Below are 20,318 nucleotides of genomic sequence, written 5' to 3' on the forward strand. Positions count from 1 at the left end.
TGGCCCTTAAAAACACATTTTAACGCTAGTGGGGGAGTCCTCCCCCGAAGCGCTAACGCGCTTCCCCCTCCAGGGGGCCGCGCCGGTGGACCGGAGGGGAAGCCTCGCCCCCGAAGCGCTAACGCGCTTCCCCCTCCAGGGGGCGCGCCGGTGGACCGGCAAAGCCGGATCCACGGCGCCCTGATGGCTGCGTTCTTGCGTAAGGTCTGGGGGCTTGTGGACTGGGGAAGTCGGGTCCGCTGCGCCCGATGCACTTGTTTCTTGCGAAGGAAGTGGGGTCGTTCGGCGCTGGCGCTCAGTTTTTTGTCAGCTCAGAACAGCCAAAGCAGGCCGCCGGTCATGGCGAGGTAGCGCAGGAATTTGCCGACGCCCATGTAAAGCACGCAAGGCCAGAATGGCAGGCGCAGCCATCCGGCGACGGCGCAAAGGGGGTCGCCGATGGCCGGGACCCAGGACAGCAACAGCGCCGGCGGGCCCATGCGGTGCAGCCAATCGTGCGCGCGCCGGTGCCAGCGGCCGTGGCCGGCATGCGTGCGGGCCTCGTGGGCGCGGTGCGGGTGCTTTTCCTTCCAGCGTTCGGCGGCGCGCCAGGCGCCCCAGCCCATGGCATAGCTGATCGCGCCGCCAACCGTGTTGCCCGCCGTGGCAACCAGCACGGCCGGCCAGAACATGTCAGGCGCCAGCTTGACGTAACCGAACACCGCCGGCTCGGAGCCGAGCGGCAGCAGGGTGGCGGAGATCAAACTGACGATGAAGATCGCGCTCAGGCCCACATTGGGCAGGGCCAGCGCGCCCAACAGCCAGTTCACGGCGGACATCAAGGCGGCTTCCATGGCGCGCAGTGTAGCTGTCCGCCGGGGCTGAAGCGTACATGCGCGGAGCAACGATGGGCAGCGGTCCAACGTCCCTGCAACGCGCGCGCTGTAGCCGATGCGCCGTCGTGGACATTCCGGGCTGGCTGTAGAAACGTTCCGCCTCTTCGAGACGCCGCCGCCGACCGCATCGCGGGACAGCAATAGAGCGGCCCGGCAACGCGCAACGTTTCTGGAAAGGGCTGGCCGGCTTGGGGAAAAGCGGCGGAAACCGGCGCCGGGCGTCGCCGGCCGCTGTGGTAATCTGCCCGACGCTTGTCAACCCCCTGCCCCGCAGTCCATGTCAACCGACTACCTGAAACGCATCCTGACCTCGAAAGTCTACGACGTCGCCGTCGAGTCGCCGCTGGAACCCGCCACACTGCTGTCCCAGCGAATTTCGAACACGGTGCTGCTCAAGCGGGAAGACGCCCAGCCGGTTTTCAGCTTCAAGCTGCGCGGGGCCTACAACAAGATGGCCAACATGCCGCCGGCGGCGCTGGCGCGCGGCGTCATCGCGGCGTCGGCCGGCAATCATGCGCAGGGCGTGGCCCTGTCGGCCCGCAAGCTGGGCTGCCGCGCCGTGATCGTCATGCCCACGACCACGCCGGAGGTCAAGATTGACGCGGTGCGCCGCCTGGGCGGCGAAGTGGTGCTGGCCGGCGAAAGCTTTTCCGACGCCTATGCGCATGCCAAGGAGCTGGAGAAAAAGCAGAAGCTGACCTTCGTGCATCCCTTCGACGACCCGGACGTGATCGCCGGACAGGGCACCGTGGGCATGGAGATCCTGCGCCAGCATCCCGGCCCGCTGGATGCGGTCTTCGTCGCCATCGGCGGCGGCGGACTGATCGCCGGCGTGGCAACGTACATCAAGCAGTTGCGGCCGGAAGTGCGCATCATCGGCGTGCAGACCGAGGACTCCGACGCCATGCTGCGCAGCGTGCGCGCCGGGCGGCGCGTGGTGCTGAACGACGTCGGCCTGTTTTCGGACGGCACGGCGGTCAAACAGGTGGGCGCGGAGACCTTCAAACTGGTGCGCCAGTACGTGGACGACTTCGTGGTGGTCGATACGGACGCCATCTGCGCAGCCATCAAGGACGTGTTCCAGGATACGCGCAGCGTGCTCGAGCCGGCCGGCGCCATGGCCGTGGCCGGCGCCAAGCAGTACCTCGCGCAGCAGAAATGGAAGAACAAGACCGTCGCGGCGATCGCCTGCGGCGCGAATATGAATTTCGACCGGCTGCGCTTCGTCGCCGAGCGCGCCGAAGTCGGCGAGATGCGGGAAGCGGTATTCGTCGTCTCCATGCCGGAACAGCGCGGCAGCTTCCGCAAGTTCTGCGAGCTCGTGGGCAACCGCAACGTGACCGAGTTCAACTACCGGATATCCGACGCCGTGCGCGCCCACGTGTTCGTGGGCATCCAGGTGTCCTCGCCCGCCGAGCCTGAAAAGCTCGCCGCCAACTTCCGCCGCCACGGCTTCGATACGTTGGACCTGACCCACGACGAAATGGCCAAGACCCATCTGCGCCACATGGTGGGCGGCCGCTCCGCGCTGGCGCACGACGAATTGCTGTATCGCTTCGAGTTTCCGGAACGGCCGGGCGCGCTCATGCGCTTCCTGAGCACCATGAACCCCAGCTGGAATATCAGCCTGTTCCATTACCGCAACCAGGGCGCCGACTACGGCCGCATCCTGGTCGGGATACAGGTGCCGCCCTCCGACAAAAAGGCCTTCAAGGCCTTCATCGCCGAGCTGGCCTACCCCTGCTGGAACGAAACCGACAACCCGGCGTACAAGCTGATACTCTGACCCGGCCCGCTGCCGCGACATGCCAAGGGAACACGCCTCATGGACGTCCAGCTCAATGACATCGCGTTGTTCGTGGAAGTGGCCAAGCGGAAGAACTTCAGCCACGCGGCCGAGGCTCTGAACATCCCGGCGGCCACGCTGTCGCGCCGCGTTACCGAACTGGAGCGGCGCGTGGGGATGCAGCTGCTCACGCGGACGACGCGCCGCATCGAATTGACGGAAGCTGGCGCTCTTTACTTCGAGCGCTGCCGGCACATCATCGAGGAAGCGCGGGTCGCCCACGAGCAATTGCACGATATGGCGGCGCAACCCAAAGGCCGCCTGCGCATCTCGCTGACGGCCAGCCTGGCGCAGCTGGTTCTGCCGCTCGTGATGCGCGAGTTCACCGAGCAGTATCCCGACATCGAATGCGAGTTCGACGTCAGCGGCCGGCCGGTGGACCCCATCAGCAACCCCTTCGACCTGGTGCTGCGCTTTGGCCAACAGCCCGACTCCAGCCTGATCTCGCGCCAGATCATGGTGATGTCGCACCAGCTGTACGCCTCGCACGACTATCTGGCGCGCCACGGCGAGCCGCTCACGCCGATCGACCTCAGCCACCACGATTGCCTGCGCTTTCCCAGCGGCGAAGGCGGTTCTTTCTGGATGCTGCATTCCGGCGAACGCGTGGTGCGGGTGCAAGTCTTCGGCCGCCTCATCGCGAACAATATGGGCATGCTGGCGCGGCTGGCCGCGCGCGGAATGGGCGTGGTGCCGCTTCCGGTCTTCCATACCATGGAAAAAGCCATCGAGCGCATTGGCCTGGTACGGGTGCTGCCCGACTGGCACCTGACGCCGATGCCGCTGTTCGCGCTGCTGCCATCGCGCGCCATCCCCGCCAAGACGCGGGCCTTCCTGGATTTCATCCAGCCGCGGCTGAACGAGCGCCGCTGACCCGGAGCCGGGCCGCGGCGCCCGGAACGCCGCTGGACCGATAGCGCGCCGCACTGCGCTTGGATCGCGCAGGACCGGCGGCCGCCGCCTTCCTTTCATCATTCATCGCCGCCGTTTCAGGCAGGCTCGCCCGCGCGCACCCGGATGCCGGTGCGGCATTCCGGCCCCAGGGCCCCAACCTCCGCGGCCGCGCTTGACTCAAATTTTCATGATGGTGAAAATAGATTCACATATGAGAAATCGGAGACAAGCATGGCAGCATCCAATCCGCCCTGGCTCATCAGGGAAGCCGACGTTCCCGGCTACCACCCCGCGAACCATCTTGGCACGACCAACCGCCGGCTGATCGGGCGGGAGAACGTCGGGGCGGCCAATGTGGAGGTCGTGCTGGGGGTGATCGAAAAGGGCAAAGGGGCGCTGCCCCATGCGCATCCGGGCATCGAACAGGTGTGCTACCTGATCGCCGGGACCGCGCGCGCCGAAGTCGATGGCGTCGCCGCCGACATGGGGCCGGGCGACTGCTGCTATTTCCCGCCCGATATCCCGCATGTGTTCACGGTGACCAGCGAAGAGCCGGCGCGGCTGCTGGTCATCTACAGCCCGCCTTACGAAGAGCGGCCGGATCGCGTAATCCGCTGACCCGGCCGCCGGATAACGGCGAAACGCAATACGTCCGGCGCAGCGCAGCAGCCTGTGCGCCGGACCCGCCGCCGGCGGCAGCGCGCGGCGCCGGTCCGCCGGCGCGGCAAACGCCCGGCCACTGCCCCATACGGGCATCACAACGACAAAAGGAGACAAACCCATGAATCGCTTTGCGCGCCTATCGCGTCATGCAGCCGCCGCCGCGGTCCTGTTCGCCGCCGCCGGCCTGACCGGGCCCGGCCCCGCCCGGGCGGCCTACCCCGAGCGGCCCATCACCCTGGTGGTGCCCTTCCCCGCCGGTTCCGGCACCGACGCGGTCGGCCGCATCTTCGCCGCCGAATTGGGCCGCATCCTGAATGGGCAGGTGGTCGTGGAAAACAAGCCGGGCGGCAACGCCACCATCGCCGCCTCCTACGTGGCGCGCGCCAAACCGGACGGCTACACGCTGTTCGTCACGACGAACACCTCGCACTCGGCGGCGCCATACCTGATGAAGAACGTGCCGTACGATCCCGTGAAGGATTTCACCCCCATCGCGCGGGGCGGCAACCTTCCGTTCATCCTGGTCGTGAATCCCAAGCTGCCCGTAAAGTCGGTGCAGGAACTGGTCGCCTACGCCAAGGCGCACCCGGGCAAGCTGACCTACGCCAGCGGCAACAGCACCGGCATCGTTGCCGGCGCCACGCTGGCCCGCCGCGCGGGCATCGATATCGTGCATATCCCCTACAAGGGCACGCCCCAGGCCATCACCGACGTGGTGGGTGGCCAGGTCGACATGATGTTCACGGACGTGGCGTCCGGCCTGCCCTTCGTCCAGTCGGGCAAGATGCGGGCGCTTGCCGTGTCCACCGCCGCGCGCAGCAGCGTCGTGCCCGACATCCCATCGATGGAAGACGCCGGCATCGCCGATTTCGACATCAATTCCTGGAACGGCTACTTCGGTCCGGCCGGCATGCCGCCCGAGATCGTCAAGACGCTCAACGCCGCCATCAACAAGATCGTCGCCGAACCGGAAGTGCGCAAGCAGCTGGCCGTGCTGGGCTTCGACGCCTTCAGCGGCACGCCCGAAGACTTCGCGGCCTTCGTGTCGCAGCAACTCACCCTGTGGGGCAAACTGATCCGCGACGCGGGCATCGAGCAGCAATGAAGAGAACCGAACACGGCGCGGGCGGCCCGCTGGCCGGCGTGCGCATCCTCGACCTGACCGCGGTGGTCATGGGGCCTTATGCCACGCAGGTGCTGGCCGACCTGGGCGCGGACGTCATCAAAGTGGAATCGCCGGCCGGCGACAACATGCGCGCCGTGGGTCCCATGCGCAATCCCGGCATGGGGCACCTTTACCTGCATCTGAACCGCAACAAGCGCTCCATCGTCCTGGACCTGAAGCAGCCGGCCGCGCGCGATGCCTGCCTGGCGCTGGCGCAGGATTGCGATGCGGTCCTGTACAACATCCGGCCGCAGGCGATGGCGCGGCTGGGACTGGACTATGCGGCCTTCGCGGCGCGCCAGCCGCGTATCGTCTATGCCGGCGCCTATGGTTATGCCGAAGGCGGGCCTTACGCGGGCCGCCCCGCCTACGACGATCTGATCCAGGGCCAGACCGGCATCGCGGACCTGTTCCGCCGCCAGAGCGCAGACGAACCGCGCTACGCGCCCTTGACGCTGGCCGACCGCGCCGTCGGCCTGCATACCGCCATCGCGTTGCTGGCCGCCGTGCTGCATGCACGCGAAACCGGCCAGGGGCAAAGCCTGGAGATCCCCATGTTCGAGGGCATGGCACATATGGTGCTGGGCGACCACCTGGGCGGCTGGACCTTCGATCCGCCGTTGGGCGACACCGGTTATGCGCGGCTGCTCGCGCCGCACCGCAAGCCCTACGCGACCCGCGACGGCCACGTGTGCCTGCTGATCTACAACGACAAGCACTGGCGCAACTTCTTCGCGGCCATCGGAAAGCCGGAAATGGCCGCTGACCCGCGCTTCGCCACGCATACGGCGCGCGCCGAACACATCGGCGAGGTCTACGCCTATGTCGCGCAGGTCATGCTGACGCGCGACACCGACGATTGGCTGCGCCTGCTGGCCGAGGCCGACATCCCGGCATCCCGGCTTTACGGCATCGAAGACTTGATCCGGGACCCGCATCTGCGCGCCACGGATTTCGTGCGCACCGTGGACCACCCGACCGAAGGTCGGTTGCGCACCCCGGCGCCCTTGGGGCGCTTCGACGGCACGCCGACCGCCTTGCGGCGGCCCGCGCCGCGGCTGGGCGAACACAGCATCGAAGTGCTGCGCGAAGCCGGCTTTGCCGAATCGGCCATCCAGGCGTTGCTGGACGCCCAGGCCACTCACGATGGGACCCGCTGATGGACTTTACATTCACCCCCGATCAAATCGCCATGCGCGACGCCGTGGAGCAGATCTGCGCGCGCTACCCCGACGAATACTGGCTGGAGCGCGACCGCGACGGCGGCTTTCCGCATGAATTGCATGCCGACCTGGCGCGCGACGGCTGGCTCGGCATCGCCATGCCGCCGGACTATGGCGGCGCCGGACTGGGCATGACCGAAGCCGCCCTGATGATGCAGACCATCGCCGCGTCCGGGGCCGGTTTCGCTGGCGCTTCGGCGGTGCACATGAACATCTTCGGCCTGAATCCCGTGGTGGTATTCGGCAACGCCGAACAACGCGCGCGCTGGCTGCCGGACCTGATCGCCGGCCGGCACAAGGCCTGCTTCGCCGTCACGGAGCCCGACGCCGGGCTCGACACCACGCGCCTGACCACGCGGGCCGTGCGCGAGGGCGATCATTACGTGGTGCACGGACGCAAGATATGGATCTCCACCGCCCAGGTGGCCCACAAGATGCTGCTGCTGGCTCGCACCACGCCGCTTTCCGAGGTCGACAAGCCCACGCACGGCCTTTCGCTGTTCTACACCGACCTGGACCGCGAGCGCGTCGAAGTCCGCGAAATCGAAAAAATGGGCCGCAAGGCAGTCGATTCGAACATGCTTTTCATCGACGGCCTTCGCATCCCGGCCGCCGATCGCATCGGCGAGGAAGGGCGCGGGTTCGAGTACATCCTGCACGGCCTGAATCCGGAGCGCATACTTATCGCCGCCGAAGCGGTGGGCATCGGCCGCGCGGCCCTGAATCGCGCCGTGCGCTACGCCAATGAACGCAAGGTCTTCGGCCGGCCCATCGGGCAGAACCAGGGCGTGCAGCACCCGCTTGCGCAGGCCTGGATGCAATTGGAGGCGGCCGACCTGATGGTCTTCAAGGCGGCCTCGATGTACGACGCCGGGCAGCCCTGCGGCCCCTATGCGAATTCGGCCAAGTACCTGGCCGCCGAAGCCGGGCACAACGCCTGCCAGACCGCGGTGCTGACGCTTGGCGGAATGGGTTACGCCAAGGAATATCACGTGGAACGCCTGCTGCGCGAAAGCTATATCCCGCGGATCGCGCCCGTCAGCCCGCAACTGATCCTTTGCTTCATCGCGGAGAAGGTGCTGGGGCTGCCCAAGTCCTATTGACCCAGGCTTGGCGCTGGCGGCGGGCGGCAAAAGCCGCGCCGCCGCGCCGCCTCATATCGCGTTCTGTTCCAGCGCCGCGCAGGCGGCGCGCAGAATGCGCGCGTACGCTTCCTGGTTCGGCTCGATGCGGTACACCGGCGCGCCGACCGAAATCGCGTAATGATCGCCGCCCAGGGCCAGCGGCCACGCGATCGCGCCGACTTCCGCCAGCGATTCGCCCAGATTGCGGAACCAGCCGCGTTGCCGTGACGCCGCGATATCGGCTTCCACCACATCGGGATCCACCATGGTGCGCTCATTGAAGCGGGTCAGGGGACCGCGGCGCAGCAGCGCCTGGCGCTTTTCCGGCGGCAGCGTGGAAAGCAGCGCCTTGCCGAGCGAATTGGCATGCAGCTCGCGGAACTCGCCGGCCACCGGCGCGTAGCGGATGGTGTGCGGCGAATCCAGCACTTCAAGGTACACCACGCGGTGGTCAGGCGTGAGCTTGGCGAAGACGACGGTTTCCTGCGTGGCCTCGCGCAATTCGAGCAGACTGGGGTAGACCCGGTCGCGCACCGGGTCGTTGCGGGCGATCTGCTGCGCCATGGCCAGCAGGCGGCTGGTGGGGTAATAGCCGTTGCGGCGGCCGACTTCGTACAGGTAGCCGAGTTCGGCGAGCGTGCGTATCAGGGCCAGGCAGCTGGATACGGGCACTTCGAGCAGGCGCGCCAGCTCCGAAAGCGCCAGCGGCCGCTTTTCGCGCGCGAATACCTCGATGATCTCGATGACCCTGAGAGCCGTCTTGACGCTCATCCCTTCCTTGCCTGTGGGTCCATTGCCGCCCTTTCGGATCACGCCGCTACGGCGCCGGTTCTTCGTCGAAACGGCAGACCGAATACAAAGGCGTGCCGGTTTCGGCGACGGCAACCGAACCGCCCAGCGCGGGCAGGTCGATGATCGTGGCGGCCTCGACGACGTTCGCCCCCAGCCGCTGCAGCAGCTTGATGGCCGCGATCATGGTGCCGCCGGTGGCGATCAGGTCGTCCATCAGGAGCACCCGCTGCCCCGGCCGCACGGCGTCGGCGTGCATTTCGACGGATGCATTGGCGTATTCCATCGAATACGACTCTGCCACCGTGCGATACGGCAGCTTGCCCTGCTTGCGCACCGGCACGAAGCCCAGGTTCAGCTCGTACGCGAGAACACTGCCGATGATGAAGCCGCGGGCGTCCACGCCGGCCACCAGGTCCAGCCGCTGTCGCATGTAGCGGTACACGAAAATGTCGATCAGCACGCGAAAGGTGCGGGGATCCTGCAGCACCGGCGTGATATCGCGAAATGTCACCCCGGGCTTGGGCCAGTCGGGCACGCTTCGTATGGTCCGCCGGACGAGTTCTGCGTAATCGGTTTGCATGATGGCGTCCGTCGTAGGGAGTGGAGGCTGGGAACTATAACCGTGCGGGCGCGCTTAAGCCAATGCGGCCTTCCTGCACCGGCGTCGGATGCGCACCGGCGCCGCGCCTTGCCGTGCGCGCGCGTCTGGCGGGCGCCGCCGCCTGGTCCGGCACGGGCAGCGCGGCAGCGATGTACTCAAGGAATTCTTCCACCACGCCGGGCAGCAGGCGCCCTTCCATGGTGTGCAATTGCAGGCGGCGCGTCGACATCTCGGGATGGTCGATGGGCCGGGCCACCAGCCCGCCGCGCTTCAGTGCCGACATCGCAGGCAGGTAGGCGCCCAGCATGACGCGGTCCGAGTTACGAACGAATGACATCAGCGCCGCCGACAGGTTGCTGACGAAGACCGGCTCGAAATGCATGCCTTCCTGCCGCCAGCAGCGTTCGAGCAGCTTGCGCGTGCCCGAGGACGATTCGGTCGACGCCAGCGGATAGGGCAACAGTTGCATGGGTGCGACGCTGGCAAGGCGCGCCAACGGATGAGCACGCGCCATCACGGCATACACGGGCGCGGGCACGGAATAGCGCACGACGGTGCCTTTCCTTTGCTCGGCGCCGAACGACACCGCCAGGTCGGCCTGTCCCTCGGCGACGCGCCGCATCGCTTCCGCGTGCGTGCATACCAGCAGGCTGAAACGCACATGCGCATGCCTGCCGCGAAAGGCCGCCATCGATTCGGGCAGGAAATGATGCGCCGGGCCGTCGGTGGCGACGACGCGGATCGTGCCGCTGGGCGCGCCCTTCAGCCCCGCGATGTCCTGCAGCACGGCCTCGGATTCGAGCAATGCGCGCCGCGCATGCGCCAGGAGCAGCTCGCCTGCCTCGCTCAACACCATGCCGCGCGACATGCGCTTGAAAAGCGGCGCGCCCACTTCGGCCTCCAGCTTGGCGATCTGGCGGCTGATGGCCGAGACGGCGACGAACAGGCGTTGCGACGCGGCGCTGAGGCTGCCCGCGGCCGCGACTTCGGCGAAGTACTTCAGGGCGATTCCGTGCATGGGCGACCTTTTTGGGCCAGATGGCGAGCTTTGCCTTTTCGGCAATACAAGGACGAAATATTCTAATGGTCGTTGGCGCTCGCCGCCCCTAGAATTCTTGCGAAAAAGTCCGTTCGGGCCGCGCAACCCGCGCCCTTCGGCTGCCGCCTCCTTCGTTACGGATCATGGCATCACAGAATCCCCCGTCCAAACCGCCTTCGGACCCGAAGGCGCGCCGCCCGGCCCCGCGTCCCCTCGTTTTTCCGCCGTTGCCGAACTTGAACCGCCTGTCCGGAGCCGCGATGCCCGCAGCCCACGATCTTCCCATGCGTCCCTTTGAATTGCCCTGCCCCGACCTGAATGTGGAGCGGGCCGGCAACACGGGCACGGAAGGCATCTGGCACTTCGATTCCGGCCGCCCCGGTCCCAGCGTCATGATTTCGGCGCTGATCCACGGCAACGAGCTGTGCGGCGCCTGGGCGCTGAAAGCGGCGCTGGCCCACGGCCTGCGCCCGCGCCACGGCGCCTTGACCCTGGCATTCTGCAACCTGGCGGCCTTCGACCGGTTCGACGCGGCCAACTACACCGCTTCCCGCTTTGTCGATGAAGACCTGAACCGCGTCTGGAGCGACGACAAACTGGCCGACGACAGTACGCAGGAACGGCGCCGCGCGGCCGTCATCCTGCCGTGGCTGAAGAAGGCCGACTGGCTGCTCGATATCCATTCCATGAGCAATTCGACCGTGCCGCTGCAGATGACGGGCATGCAGCAGCGCAACATCGATCTGGCGCTTAGCCTCGGCAATCCGGCCAAGATCATCGCCGATGCCGGCCATGCCGCCGGCGTGCGCATGCGCGATTACGGCAAGTTCGGCGAGCCTGGCGACAACGGCACGCGGTCGCTGCTGATCGAATGCGGTTTCCATGGCGCGCCGCAGGCGCGCGATGTGGCCCTGGACCAGATGGCGCGTTTCCTGGTCGCCTCGGGCATCGTCGAATCGACCGATCTCCCCGGCGCGTGGTTCATGCCGACGGCGCCGAAACAGCAGGCGCTGCGCGTCACGCACGCCATCGCGGCCAAGAGCGCGGACTTTCGCTTCGCCCAGCCCTGGAAGGGGCTGGAGACTTTGCCGCACGCCGGCACGGTGATCGGCTGGTCCGAAGGCGAACCGGTGTGCACGCCCTACGACGATTGCGTCCTGATCATGCCATCGCTGGCCAACGTCCGCGCCGGCGTGACGGTGGTGCGCCTGGCGCAGCCCATTGCGGCGCGCGGCTGAATCCACGCGCGCCGCGGGCTGACCGCGCGCGCAAGACTGCAGTAAAGTAGCGCCCACGAGCGCTTGCGCCGCACATCAAAAGACATCATTCGGGGAACCGCCGCGTGGCCTTGTTCATCCTGCGCAGGCTCATACAGAGCCTGTTCGTGCTTATCGCCGTATCCATCGTCGTGTTTTTCGCCGTCTATGCGGTCGGCGATCCGATCGAACTTCTCGTCAGCCCCGAAGCGAGTTTGGCCGACCGGCAGCAAATGATCGCGCGCCTGGGGCTGGACCTGCCTGTGTGGCAGCAGTATGGGAATTTCGTCTGGCGCGCGCTGCACGGCGACCTGGGCAATTCCTTCGTGCAGGGCGTGCCGGCCATTTCGCTCATCCTGCAACGCGTGCCCGCGACGCTGGAACTGGTGGTGGCCGCCATCGCGCTGACCTGTGTGCTCGGCATCCCGCTGGGCCTGCTCGCGGGCCTGCGCCGCGACACGGCGTTGGGCCGCGGCATCCTCGCGACCTCCGTTCTGGGTTTCTCGCTGCCGGCCTTCTGGCTTGGCATGATGCTCATCCTGATGTTTGCCGTGTGGCTGGGATGGCTGCCGGCGTCGGGCCGCGGCGAAACGGTCACCGTGCTCGGGATCCCGTTTTCCTTCCTGACGCTGGACGGGCTGTCGCACATGGCGATGCCGGCACTGAACCTGGCGCTGGCCAACGTGGCGCTGGTGCTGCGCCTGACCGCCTCCGGCGTGACCGAAGCGCAGAACCAGGAATACGTGAAGTTCGCGCGGGCCAAGGGCCTGCCCGCGCGCCGCATCGTCGGCCGCCACATCCTGCGCAATATCCTGATCCCTGTGGTCACCGTGGTCGGCATGGAGTTCGGCCATCTGATCGCTTATTCCACCATCACCGAAACCGTGTTCGCCTGGCCCGGCATGGGCAAGCTGCTGATAGACAGCGTCTACCAGCTCGACCGGCCCGTGGTGGTGGCCTACGTTATGTTCGTTACCCTGCTGTTCGTCCTGATCAATCTGATCGTCGATATCCTGTACGCCGTGCTGGATCCACGGGTGCAGCTGACGGCCGCGAGAGGGTGATGAGGCCCACCCCCGAAGCGCTGCGCGCTTCCCCCTCAAGGGGGCACGCCAGCGGACCGGCAAAGCCGGATCCGCGGCGTCCCGATCGGGGGGCGTCGGTTTCATGCGTCGATGGTGGCGCTGGCGGGAGGAGGGAACCCACCCCCGGAGCGCTGCGCGCTTCCCCCTCGAGGGGGCTCGCCAGCGGACCGGCGAAGCCGGATCCGCGGCGTCCCGATGGGGGGATACCCGTGGTGCGATGTCCGTTTTTGCGTTGCGGGTGCGGTGAAGCGCGGTGGATGAACCGGGACGCCGATATCTTTTGAGAGCCGCCTTTTAACATTCGGTCCACGACTTTTTTTCTGCCATGTCCGACTCCCTTTCTTCCGGCCGCACGCGCACCGTGCCGCCCCTGGCGGATACGCCGCGGCGCAACGCCATCCTTCGGCGGCTGCAGGGCCGTCCCACCGTGCGCGGCACGCTTATCGTTCTTGCCGTGCTCGCGCTGGTCATCCTGGTCGCGCCCTACTTCGCGCCGCAGAATCCCTATGACCTCGCCAACCTGAACCTGATGGACGGCCGGCTGCCGCCGCGTGCGGCGTCGATGGACGGCCATCTCTATTGGCTCGGCACCGACGACCAGGGCCGCGACATGCTCAGCGCCATCCTCTACGGGATCCGCATCAGCCTGCTGGTCGGCCTGTCGTCCGTCGCGCTGGCCACCGCCATCGGCAGCGCGGTGGGGCTGCTCGCGGCCTATGTCGGTGGCCGCGTGGATGCGCTGCTGATGCGGCTGGTCGATTTCGTCCTGGGCTTTCCTTCCATCCTGGTGGCGCTGGTCCTGCTCGCCGTCATGGGCCGCGGCGTGGACAAGGTCATCCTGGCGCTGGTGCTCGTGCAATGGGCCAACTATGCGCGCATCATGCGTGGCCGGGCGCTGCAGGAACGGCGCAAGGAATATGTGGAGGCCGCGATGAACCTCGGCTTTCCGGCGTGGCGCATCATGGTGGTGCACCTGCTGCCGAACTGCCTGGGCCCCATCCTGGTGTATGCGACGGTGCAGATCGCGCACGCCATCGCGCTGGAAGCGACGCTGAGTTTCCTGGGCGTCGGCGTGCCTATCACCGAGCCTTCGCTTGGCCTGCTGATCGCCAACGGTTTTCAATATCTGCTGTCCGGCGACTACTGGATCAGCCTTTTTCCGGGACTGGCATTGCTGTTCCTGATTCTTGCCATCAACATCCTGGGCGACCGTCTCCGGGAAAGCCTGGACCCGCGACGATGAGTGAACTCCTGCTTGATGTGCGCGGCTTGCGCACCGCATTTCATACCCCTGCCGGCGCCTGGCCGGCCGTCGACGGCGTGGACCTCACCCTGCGCCGCGGCGAAATCCTGGGCCTGGTCGGTGAATCGGGGTCGGGTAAATCCGTGACCGGTTTCTCCATCATGGGCCTGATCGACCCGCCCGGCGAAGTCGTGGCCGGCGAGGTCCGGTTCAAGGGCGAGGACCTGCGAAAGCGGGACGAAGAAGGCATGCGGCGCCTGCGCGGCAACCGCATCGCGATGATCTTCCAGGATCCCTTGATGACGCTCAATCCGGTGCTGCGCATCGGCGAGCAGATGGCCGAAACCATCCTGACCCACGAAAACGTCAGCCGCGCAGAAGCGATGGCGCGCTGCGCCGAGGCGCTGGCCATGGTGGGCATCCCGTCGCCGGAAGCGCGGCTGCGCAGTTTCCCGCACGAGTTTTCGGGCGGCATGCGGCAGCGCGTGGCGATCGCGATCGCGCTGTTGAACAATCCCGACCTGATCATCGCCGACGAACCAACCACGGCGCTGGATGTGACCATCCAGGGCCAGATTCTTTACCGCATGCAGGAAATCTGCCGCACCCGCGATACCGCGCTCATCTGGATCACGCACGACCTGGGCGTGGTGGCGGAACTCGCCGACCGCGTCGCCGTCATGTACGCCGGCCGTATCGTGGAAACGGGACCGGTGAACGAAGTGCTGGATGCGCCGCGCCACCCCTACACGCAGGGTCTGCTGCGTTCCATGCCGGCGGCCGGGCACCCCGGGGCGCGCCTGCGCCAGATTGACGGGATGGCCCCTAGCCTATCAGCGAGGCCATGGGGGTGTCCGTTCCGGCCGCGCTGTCCCAACGCGGTGACCCGCTGCACCGAACAATTCCCCGGACTCACGCGCGAGGGCGCCCGCGGTTTCCATTGCTACGCGCCCGTCGGGCGAGGGAGCGCGGCATGAATCTGCAAGCGACATCCACCGGAAACGACACCGCCGCCGTGGGCGCCGACGCGGCCGCCCGGCAAGGCGCCGATGCCGCCAACGCGACGCCCGTGATCGAGCTGCGCGGCGTGCACAAGCGCTTCGAGCAGCGGCCCGATCTGGCGCAACGGCTGCTGGCCCTGGCCGGCCGCCCCATCGACCGCGCCGTGGTGCATGCGGTCAACGGTGTCAGCCTGTCGATCGCGCCGGGCGAAGTGGTCGGCCTGGTCGGCGAATCGGGTTGCGGCAAATCCACGCTGGGCCGCATCGTGGCCGGACTGCACCCGCCCACCGAAGGCGACCTGCGCTACAACGGCCGCCCGGCGTCCGAGCTGAAAGGCCGCGACAGGCTGGACTACGTGCTGGGCGTGCAGATGGTGTTCCAGGATCCGCAGGCATCGCTGAATCCGCGCCATCGGGTGCGCCAGATACTTGGCGAGGCCCTGAAGGTGCACAAGCTGGCGCCGCCCGACGAAATCCCGGCCCGCATCGACGCGGCGTTGGCCGCCGTGGGCTTGGGCGCCGATTACCGCGACCGCTTCCCGCACCAGATTTCGGGCGGGCAGCGCCAGCGCATCGGCATCGCCCGGGCGCTGATGGTCCAGCCGTCGTTCCTGGTGTGCGACGAGCCGGTCGCCGCCCTGGACGTGTCGATCCAGGCGCAGGTCATAAACCTGTTCATGGACCTGCGCGAGCGTCACGGCTTCACCTATCTGTTCATCAGCCACGATCTGGGCGTGGTGCGCCATATCTCCGACCGCGTCGCCATCATGTACCTGGGGCGCATCGTCGAAACGGCGCCTGCCGCACAGATTTTTTCGCGCGCCAACCATCCCTATACCCAGGCGCTGCTGGCCGAAATGCCCGACGTCAACCGGCGCGGGCGACGCTTTACGCCCATTCAGGGAGAGATTCCCTCCCCGCTGGCGCCGCCGTCCGGCTGCACCTTCCACCCGCGTTGTCCGCACGCCATGCCACGGTGCCGGGAGCAGGCGCCGCCGCTGGCCGAAATCGCGCCCGCCCACTGGTCCGCCTGTCACCTGAACGACCGGGCTGCCTGATTCCGTCCTCGCAAGGAAGCCGCATGAACCTGTCCAACGTCGAACGCATCAGCCTGGATCTGAACCATCCAGGCCGCAACGCCATCCCGTATGTGGACGAGGACCGCAACAGCGACCGTCCGTTCACTTTGAATACCTACCGGCCCTACGGCTATACGCCGGACCGTCCGGTGGTTTTCGTGCAGCACGGGGTATTGCGCAACGGCGACGACTATCGCGATTTCTGGATTCCCGCCGCCGACAAACACAAGCTGCTGATCGTGGCGCCGACCTTCTCCAACGAGATCTGGCCCGGGACGGAAAGCTACAACAACGGTCGGGTGTTCACGCCCAGCGGCAACGTGCGGCCGGTGGAGGGCTGGACCTACGTGCTCGTTGAGCGCGTGTTCAACGACCTGCGCGCCGCCGAGATCACCGAATGCGAACAGGCCTACCTTTTCGGCCATTCCGCCGGCGGCCAGTTCGTGCACCGTCTGATGAGCAGCCAGTCACATGCGCCATTCAAGGCGGTTGCCGTGGGGAACCCGGGCTGGTACACGCTGCCGACCTTCGATCACCCCTATCCCGAGGGGCTCGATGGCGTGGGGCTGACGCAGGACCACCTGGTGCGCCTGCTTGGCTACCCCATGACCATCCTGGCCGGCGACCAGGACACCGCCACTGACGACCCGAATCTGCCCTCCGAGCCGGCAGCCCAGCGGCAGGGGCCGCACCGCTACGCCCGCGCCCATCACTATTTCGAGGCCGGCAAGCGCGAGGCCGCGCGCCTGGGCGTGCCGTTCAACTGGCAGCTGATATCGGTGCCGGGTATCGGGCACGACGGCAAGGCGATGTCGGCGGTGTGCGCCAGCCTCTGGTTCGACGGCCGCATGCCGGATGAGGCCGAGATGGCGCGCCTGGCCGGCAAGACCGTCGCATAGATCAAGCGGGGGCGCCGGTTCACGCGGCGAGTCGTCCGCGGCCCGGGACGAACCCCTACCAAGACACCATCATCGAACGAGGAACATTGATGCCCGCCCAGCCCTCTTCCGCCCTTCCCGACTCCGCCGCGATTGCCGCCGGCTTGCGCCCCTGGATCGAATGCGAGTCTCCCACCAGCTCGCCTGCCGGGGTGGCCGCCATGGCCGCATTGATCCAGGCCGAAGCGCAGGCGGCGGGCCTGCGCACGGCGATCCGATCGCTGGGCGGGAACACCGGCCCTTTGCTGACGATCACCAACCGCGCGCCGGACGATACCCGGCCCGGCATCCTGGTGCTGGCGCATATGGACACCGTGCATCCCATCGGAACGCTGCAGGAAACGCCTTACCGCATCGAAGGGGACAAGCTGTATGGGCCCGGGTGCTATGACATGAAGGCCGGCATCTACCTGGCCCTGCTGGCGCTCGGCCGCCTGTCCGAGCCGGGCTCGACGCGGTTGCCGGTGGACTTTGTCCTGGTCCCCGACGAAGAAACGGGCAGCCACGCCTCGCGCGCCTCGATCGAGGCCTACGCGCGCAATGCGAAGTACGGCCTGGTGTGCGAGCCGGCGCGGGCCAATGGCGGCAAATGCGTGACGGCCCGCAAAGGCACCGGGATGCTGCGCCTGAGCGTGAAAGGCCATGCTGCACATGCCGGCGTCGCCCACGAAAAGGGCCGCAGCGCGATCCGCGAGATGGCCCACCAGGTGCTGGCGCTGGAAAGCATGACGGACTATGCGCGCGGCGTGACAGTCAGCGTGGGGACGATAGAGGGCGGCACCGCGACCAACACGGTGCCGGCGCTGTGCCGGTGCGTGGTGGATTTCCGGGTGCCCGATATGCCGGCGGCCGAAGACACGCTCAAGCGCATGCGCGGCCTGAAGCCGGTTGGCCCGGACACGAGTCTGGACATCGACGTGGAACTGAACCGGCCGCCGATGGTGAAAACCGAGGCGACCAGCCAGTTGCTGGGCAAGGCGCGCCTGTTCGCGACGGCCGCCGGCTTCACGCTGGACGACGCCCCCATGACGGGCGGCGGCAGCGATGCGAATTTCACTTCCGCCATGGGTGTGCCCACGCTGGATGGCCTGGGCGCCGACGGCGACGGCGCTCACACGCTGCACGAACACATCCTGGTCAGCACGCTCGCCGCGCGGGCGAAGTTCTGGCATCTGCTGCTGAAGGATCTGGAGTAGCCATCCGCCGCCGGCAAGCGCCACTGGGGACGGAAATTCCGATGGGCGCATTCGCGGGGCATGCGGCCGTCTCGCCGGCAACGCGCTGGGGCCAGCTTCACCAATACCGTTGTGAGCACAATGCGCGCTCGCGCGCTGCATGGCGCGAGCCGGAACGCCCGAACACATCCGCACGCTGCCGGTGACCAACCCGGCGCGGCTTCACGGGCTCTACGGGGCAAGGCGGATCATCCGCCTTTCTGCAACAGCGCCTTCAGCATGCCCAGGCGTTCCTTCGGACTCATCGCGCGCGTGGCTTCGTCTTCCGGAAAGCGCGCGTCGCCCAGGCCCATCTCTTCGATGAAGCGCGACGGTTCGCGCACCAGGTCTTCTCGCGCGCGCCGCCGCTTCTTGCACCAGCTCAGGTTCAAGGTGCGCTGGGCGCGCGTGATGCCCACATACATCAGGCGCCGCTCTTCCTCGATACGTGTGGCAAGCGATTCCGCCGCGCGCGCCGGGTCGCCTTCCTCGTCGTCCTTGCCCAGATGCGGCAGCAGCCCTTCTTCGACGCCGGCCATATAGACGTGGGGATATTCCAGCCCTTTGGACGCATGCAAGGTCGATAGCTTGACGGCATCGGGCTCTTCGTCCTCTCCGCGTTCGAGCATGGTCACGAGCGCCACGTGCTGCACCAGTTCGAACAGCGTCATGCCGTCCTCTTCGGCCTTGCGCTTGAGCCAGCCGGTCAGTTCGAGCACGTTCTGCCAGCGCGTTTGCGCCGGCTTTTCATCGAGGATGTCGTACAGATAGCGCTCGTATTGGATGGCGCCGAGCAGGTCGTCCAGCAGCACGCCCGCAGGCTCGGCGGAGGCGGGCTTGGCGCCGTCGGGCGCGCCCCGGCCGGCCCGCCATTGCATCCGCTGGATGAATTGCGCGAAGGTGCGCAAGGCCTCGAGCTGGCGGGGCTGCAGCAGCGCATCCAGCCCCTGCTCGAAAACCGCCGCGAACAGCGGGATCTGGCGCTCTGCCGCATATTGGCCCAGCACCTGCAGCGTGGCTTGTCCGATGCCGCGCTTCGGCGTGGTGGCGGCGCGGATGAAGGCCGGGTCGTCCTCGTCATTGGCGATCAGGCGCAGATAGGCCAGGACGTCGCGGATCTCGGCCTTGTCGAAGAAGCTCTGCCCGCCGGAGATCGTGTAGGGAATCTTCAGGTTGCGCAGGGCCTGTTCGAGCACGCGCGCCTGATGATTGCTGCGATAAAGAATCGCGTAGTCCTTCCACTTGCCCTGGCGTTCGAAGCGGGCCGCGGAAATCCGCATCGCGATCGACTCAGCCTCGGCTTCCTCGCTGTCCATCGGCGTCACGACGATCGGTTCGCCCACGCCCAGGTCGGACCACAGTTTTTTTTCGAACAGCTTCGGGTTTTTCTCGATGACGCGGTTGGCGGCGGCCAGGATGCGCTGCACCGAGCGGTAGTTCTGCTCCAGCTTGATCAGCTTGAGGGTCGGATAGTCCGTCGTCAGCTTGGCAAGGTTCTCGATGGTCGCGCCGCGCCAGGCGTAAATGGCCTGGTCGTCATCGCCCACCGCCGTGAACATGGCCCGGTCGCCGGTCAGCAACTGCACCAGGCGGTACTGGCAGACGTTGGTGTCCTGATATTCGTCCACAAGGAGGTAACGCACGCGGTTCTGCCAGCGTGTGCGGACTTCCTCGTTGTTCTGCAGCAGCATCGCCGGGATGCGGATCAGGTCGTCGAAGTCCACCGCCTGATACGCCGCCAGCGTAGCCGTATAGCTGCGGTACACGCGCGCGGCCTCGATATCGGATTTCGTGGTGGCCGAGGCGGCCGCGGCATCGGGATCCACCAGCGCGTTCTTCCACAGCGAGATCGTGTTCTGCACCGCACGCAGCCAACCCTTGTCCGTGGTGCCCAGCAGCTCCTGGATGATGCCCATGGCGTCGTCGGCATCCAGGATGGAAAACTGCGGTTTCAGGCCGGCATGGCGCGCCTCTTCCCGCAGAAAACGCACGCCCAGGGCGTGGAAGGTACTGATCGTCAGGCCCTTGGCAAGCTTGCGGTCGACCAGCGTTTTGACCCGCTCGTCCATCTCGCGCGCGGCCTTGTTGGTGAAGGTCAGCGCCACGATATTGCGGCCCATGTAGCCGCATTCGCGCAGCAGGTAGGCGATCTTCTGGGTGATGACGCGCGTCTTCCCGCTGCCCGCGCCTGCCAGGACCAGGCAGGGGCCGCCCAGGTACAGGACGGCTTCGCGTTGAGCGGGATTCAATCCGGCGGGAACGGTCTCAGACATGACAACG

At 66.9% G+C, this 20,318-nt stretch carries 18 protein-coding genes; 13 read left to right on the plus strand and 5 right to left on the minus strand.

Annotation, left to right across the window (positions count from 1 at the left end; translation table 11 throughout):
* Positions 1–311 precede the first annotated feature (311 nt).
* Complete coding sequence (locus CAL13_RS19105) at positions 312–833, minus strand: YqaA family protein (protein WP_086073245.1); 522 nt, start codon at positions 831–833, stop codon at positions 312–314.
* 319 nt (positions 834–1,152) lie between these two features.
* Here CAL13_RS19105 and ilvA point away from each other — a divergent pair, with 319 nt between their 5' ends.
* The 6 genes from ilvA (at position 1,153) to CAL13_RS19135 (ending at position 7,769) form a co-directional block, all read left to right on the plus strand.
* Complete coding sequence (ilvA, locus tag CAL13_RS19110) at positions 1,153–2,661, plus strand: threonine ammonia-lyase, biosynthetic (RefSeq protein ID WP_086058792.1); 1,509 nt, start codon at positions 1,153–1,155, stop codon at positions 2,659–2,661.
* 39 nt (positions 2,662–2,700) lie between these two features.
* Positions 2,701–3,594 (plus strand): LysR family transcriptional regulator, encoded by an 894-nt coding sequence (locus CAL13_RS19115; protein ID WP_086058793.1) that lies wholly within the window; start codon positions 2,701–2,703, stop codon positions 3,592–3,594.
* Between the two features lie 252 nt (positions 3,595–3,846).
* Entirely contained in the window at positions 3,847–4,233 is a 387-nt protein-coding gene (locus CAL13_RS19120) for a cupin domain-containing protein (RefSeq protein WP_086058794.1), read from the plus strand.
* A 163-nt stretch (positions 4,234–4,396) separates the two neighbouring features.
* A complete protein-coding gene (locus CAL13_RS19125; RefSeq protein ID WP_086073246.1) occupies positions 4,397–5,383 on the plus strand; it encodes a Bug family tripartite tricarboxylate transporter substrate binding protein in 987 nt (328 codons plus the stop codon).
* Positions 5,380–6,603 carry a CaiB/BaiF CoA transferase family protein gene (locus CAL13_RS19130; RefSeq protein ID WP_086073247.1) on the plus strand — a complete coding sequence of 408 codons (1,224 nt, stop codon included), beginning with the start codon at positions 5,380–5,382 and terminating at the stop codon, positions 6,601–6,603. The genes CAL13_RS19125 and CAL13_RS19130 overlap by 4 nt, the downstream gene beginning before the upstream one ends.
* Positions 6,603–7,769 (plus strand): acyl-CoA dehydrogenase family protein, encoded by a 1,167-nt coding sequence (locus CAL13_RS19135; protein WP_086073248.1) that lies wholly within the window; start codon positions 6,603–6,605, stop codon positions 7,767–7,769. Before CAL13_RS19130 ends, CAL13_RS19135 begins: the two co-directional genes overlap by 1 nt.
* A gap of 51 nt (positions 7,770–7,820) precedes the next feature.
* On the opposite strand, the gene CAL13_RS19140 is transcribed toward CAL13_RS19135, so the two are convergent.
* From CAL13_RS19140 to CAL13_RS19150, 3 genes are read right to left on the minus strand one after another with little or no spacing between them, the layout of a single operon-like run.
* Positions 7,821–8,561: an IclR family transcriptional regulator gene (locus CAL13_RS19140; RefSeq protein WP_086058798.1), complete on the minus strand. Its 741-nt coding sequence runs from the start codon at positions 8,559–8,561 to the stop codon at positions 7,821–7,823.
* 46 nt (positions 8,562–8,607) lie between these two features.
* On the minus strand, positions 8,608–9,162 hold the full coding sequence (locus CAL13_RS19145; protein WP_086058799.1) for an adenine phosphoribosyltransferase: 555 nt from the start codon (positions 9,160–9,162) through the stop codon (positions 8,608–8,610).
* Between the two features lie 34 nt (positions 9,163–9,196).
* Positions 9,197–10,201 (minus strand): LysR family transcriptional regulator, encoded by a 1,005-nt coding sequence (locus CAL13_RS19150; protein WP_086058800.1) that lies wholly within the window; start codon positions 10,199–10,201, stop codon positions 9,197–9,199.
* Between the two features lie 305 nt (positions 10,202–10,506).
* On the opposite strand from CAL13_RS19150, the gene CAL13_RS19155 reads away from it, so the two are divergent.
* The 7 genes from CAL13_RS19155 to CAL13_RS19185 all read left to right on the plus strand — a co-directional run bounded on the left by CAL13_RS19155 (position 10,507) and on the right by CAL13_RS19185 (position 18,020).
* Positions 10,507–11,460: a succinylglutamate desuccinylase/aspartoacylase domain-containing protein gene (locus CAL13_RS19155; protein ID WP_198297868.1), complete on the plus strand. Its 954-nt coding sequence runs from the start codon at positions 10,507–10,509 to the stop codon at positions 11,458–11,460.
* A gap of 104 nt (positions 11,461–11,564) precedes the next feature.
* A complete protein-coding gene (locus CAL13_RS19160) occupies positions 11,565–12,542 on the plus strand; it encodes an ABC transporter permease (protein WP_086058801.1) in 978 nt (325 codons plus the stop codon).
* A gap of 346 nt (positions 12,543–12,888) precedes the next feature.
* Positions 12,889–13,806 carry an ABC transporter permease gene (locus CAL13_RS19165; protein ID WP_086073250.1) on the plus strand — a complete coding sequence of 306 codons (918 nt, stop codon included), beginning with the start codon at positions 12,889–12,891 and terminating at the stop codon, positions 13,804–13,806.
* Positions 13,803–14,783 (plus strand): ABC transporter ATP-binding protein, encoded by a 981-nt coding sequence (locus CAL13_RS19170; RefSeq protein WP_086058803.1) that lies wholly within the window; start codon positions 13,803–13,805, stop codon positions 14,781–14,783. The genes CAL13_RS19165 and CAL13_RS19170 overlap by 4 nt, the downstream gene beginning before the upstream one ends.
* A 2-nt stretch (positions 14,784–14,785) precedes the next feature.
* Positions 14,786–15,865: an ABC transporter ATP-binding protein gene (locus CAL13_RS19175; protein ID WP_420042464.1), complete on the plus strand. Its 1,080-nt coding sequence runs from the start codon at positions 14,786–14,788 to the stop codon at positions 15,863–15,865.
* A 23-nt stretch (positions 15,866–15,888) separates the two neighbouring features.
* A complete protein-coding gene (locus CAL13_RS19180; RefSeq protein ID WP_086073251.1) occupies positions 15,889–16,785 on the plus strand; it encodes an alpha/beta hydrolase in 897 nt (298 codons plus the stop codon).
* Between the two features lie 89 nt (positions 16,786–16,874).
* Entirely contained in the window at positions 16,875–18,020 is a 1,146-nt protein-coding gene (locus CAL13_RS19185) for a M20 family metallopeptidase (protein ID WP_086073252.1), read from the plus strand.
* A 227-nt stretch (positions 18,021–18,247) separates the two neighbouring features.
* Here CAL13_RS19185 and CAL13_RS19190 read toward each other — a convergent pair whose 3' ends face one another.
* A complete protein-coding gene (locus tag CAL13_RS19190) occupies positions 18,248–20,311 on the minus strand; it encodes a UvrD-helicase domain-containing protein (protein WP_086058808.1) in 2,064 nt (687 codons plus the stop codon).
* Positions 20,312–20,318 lie beyond the last annotated feature (7 nt).

The sequence above is a fragment of the Bordetella genomosp. 9 genome (assembly GCF_002119725.1).
Classification (GTDB): Bacteria; Pseudomonadota; Gammaproteobacteria; order Burkholderiales; family Burkholderiaceae_B; genus Bordetella_C.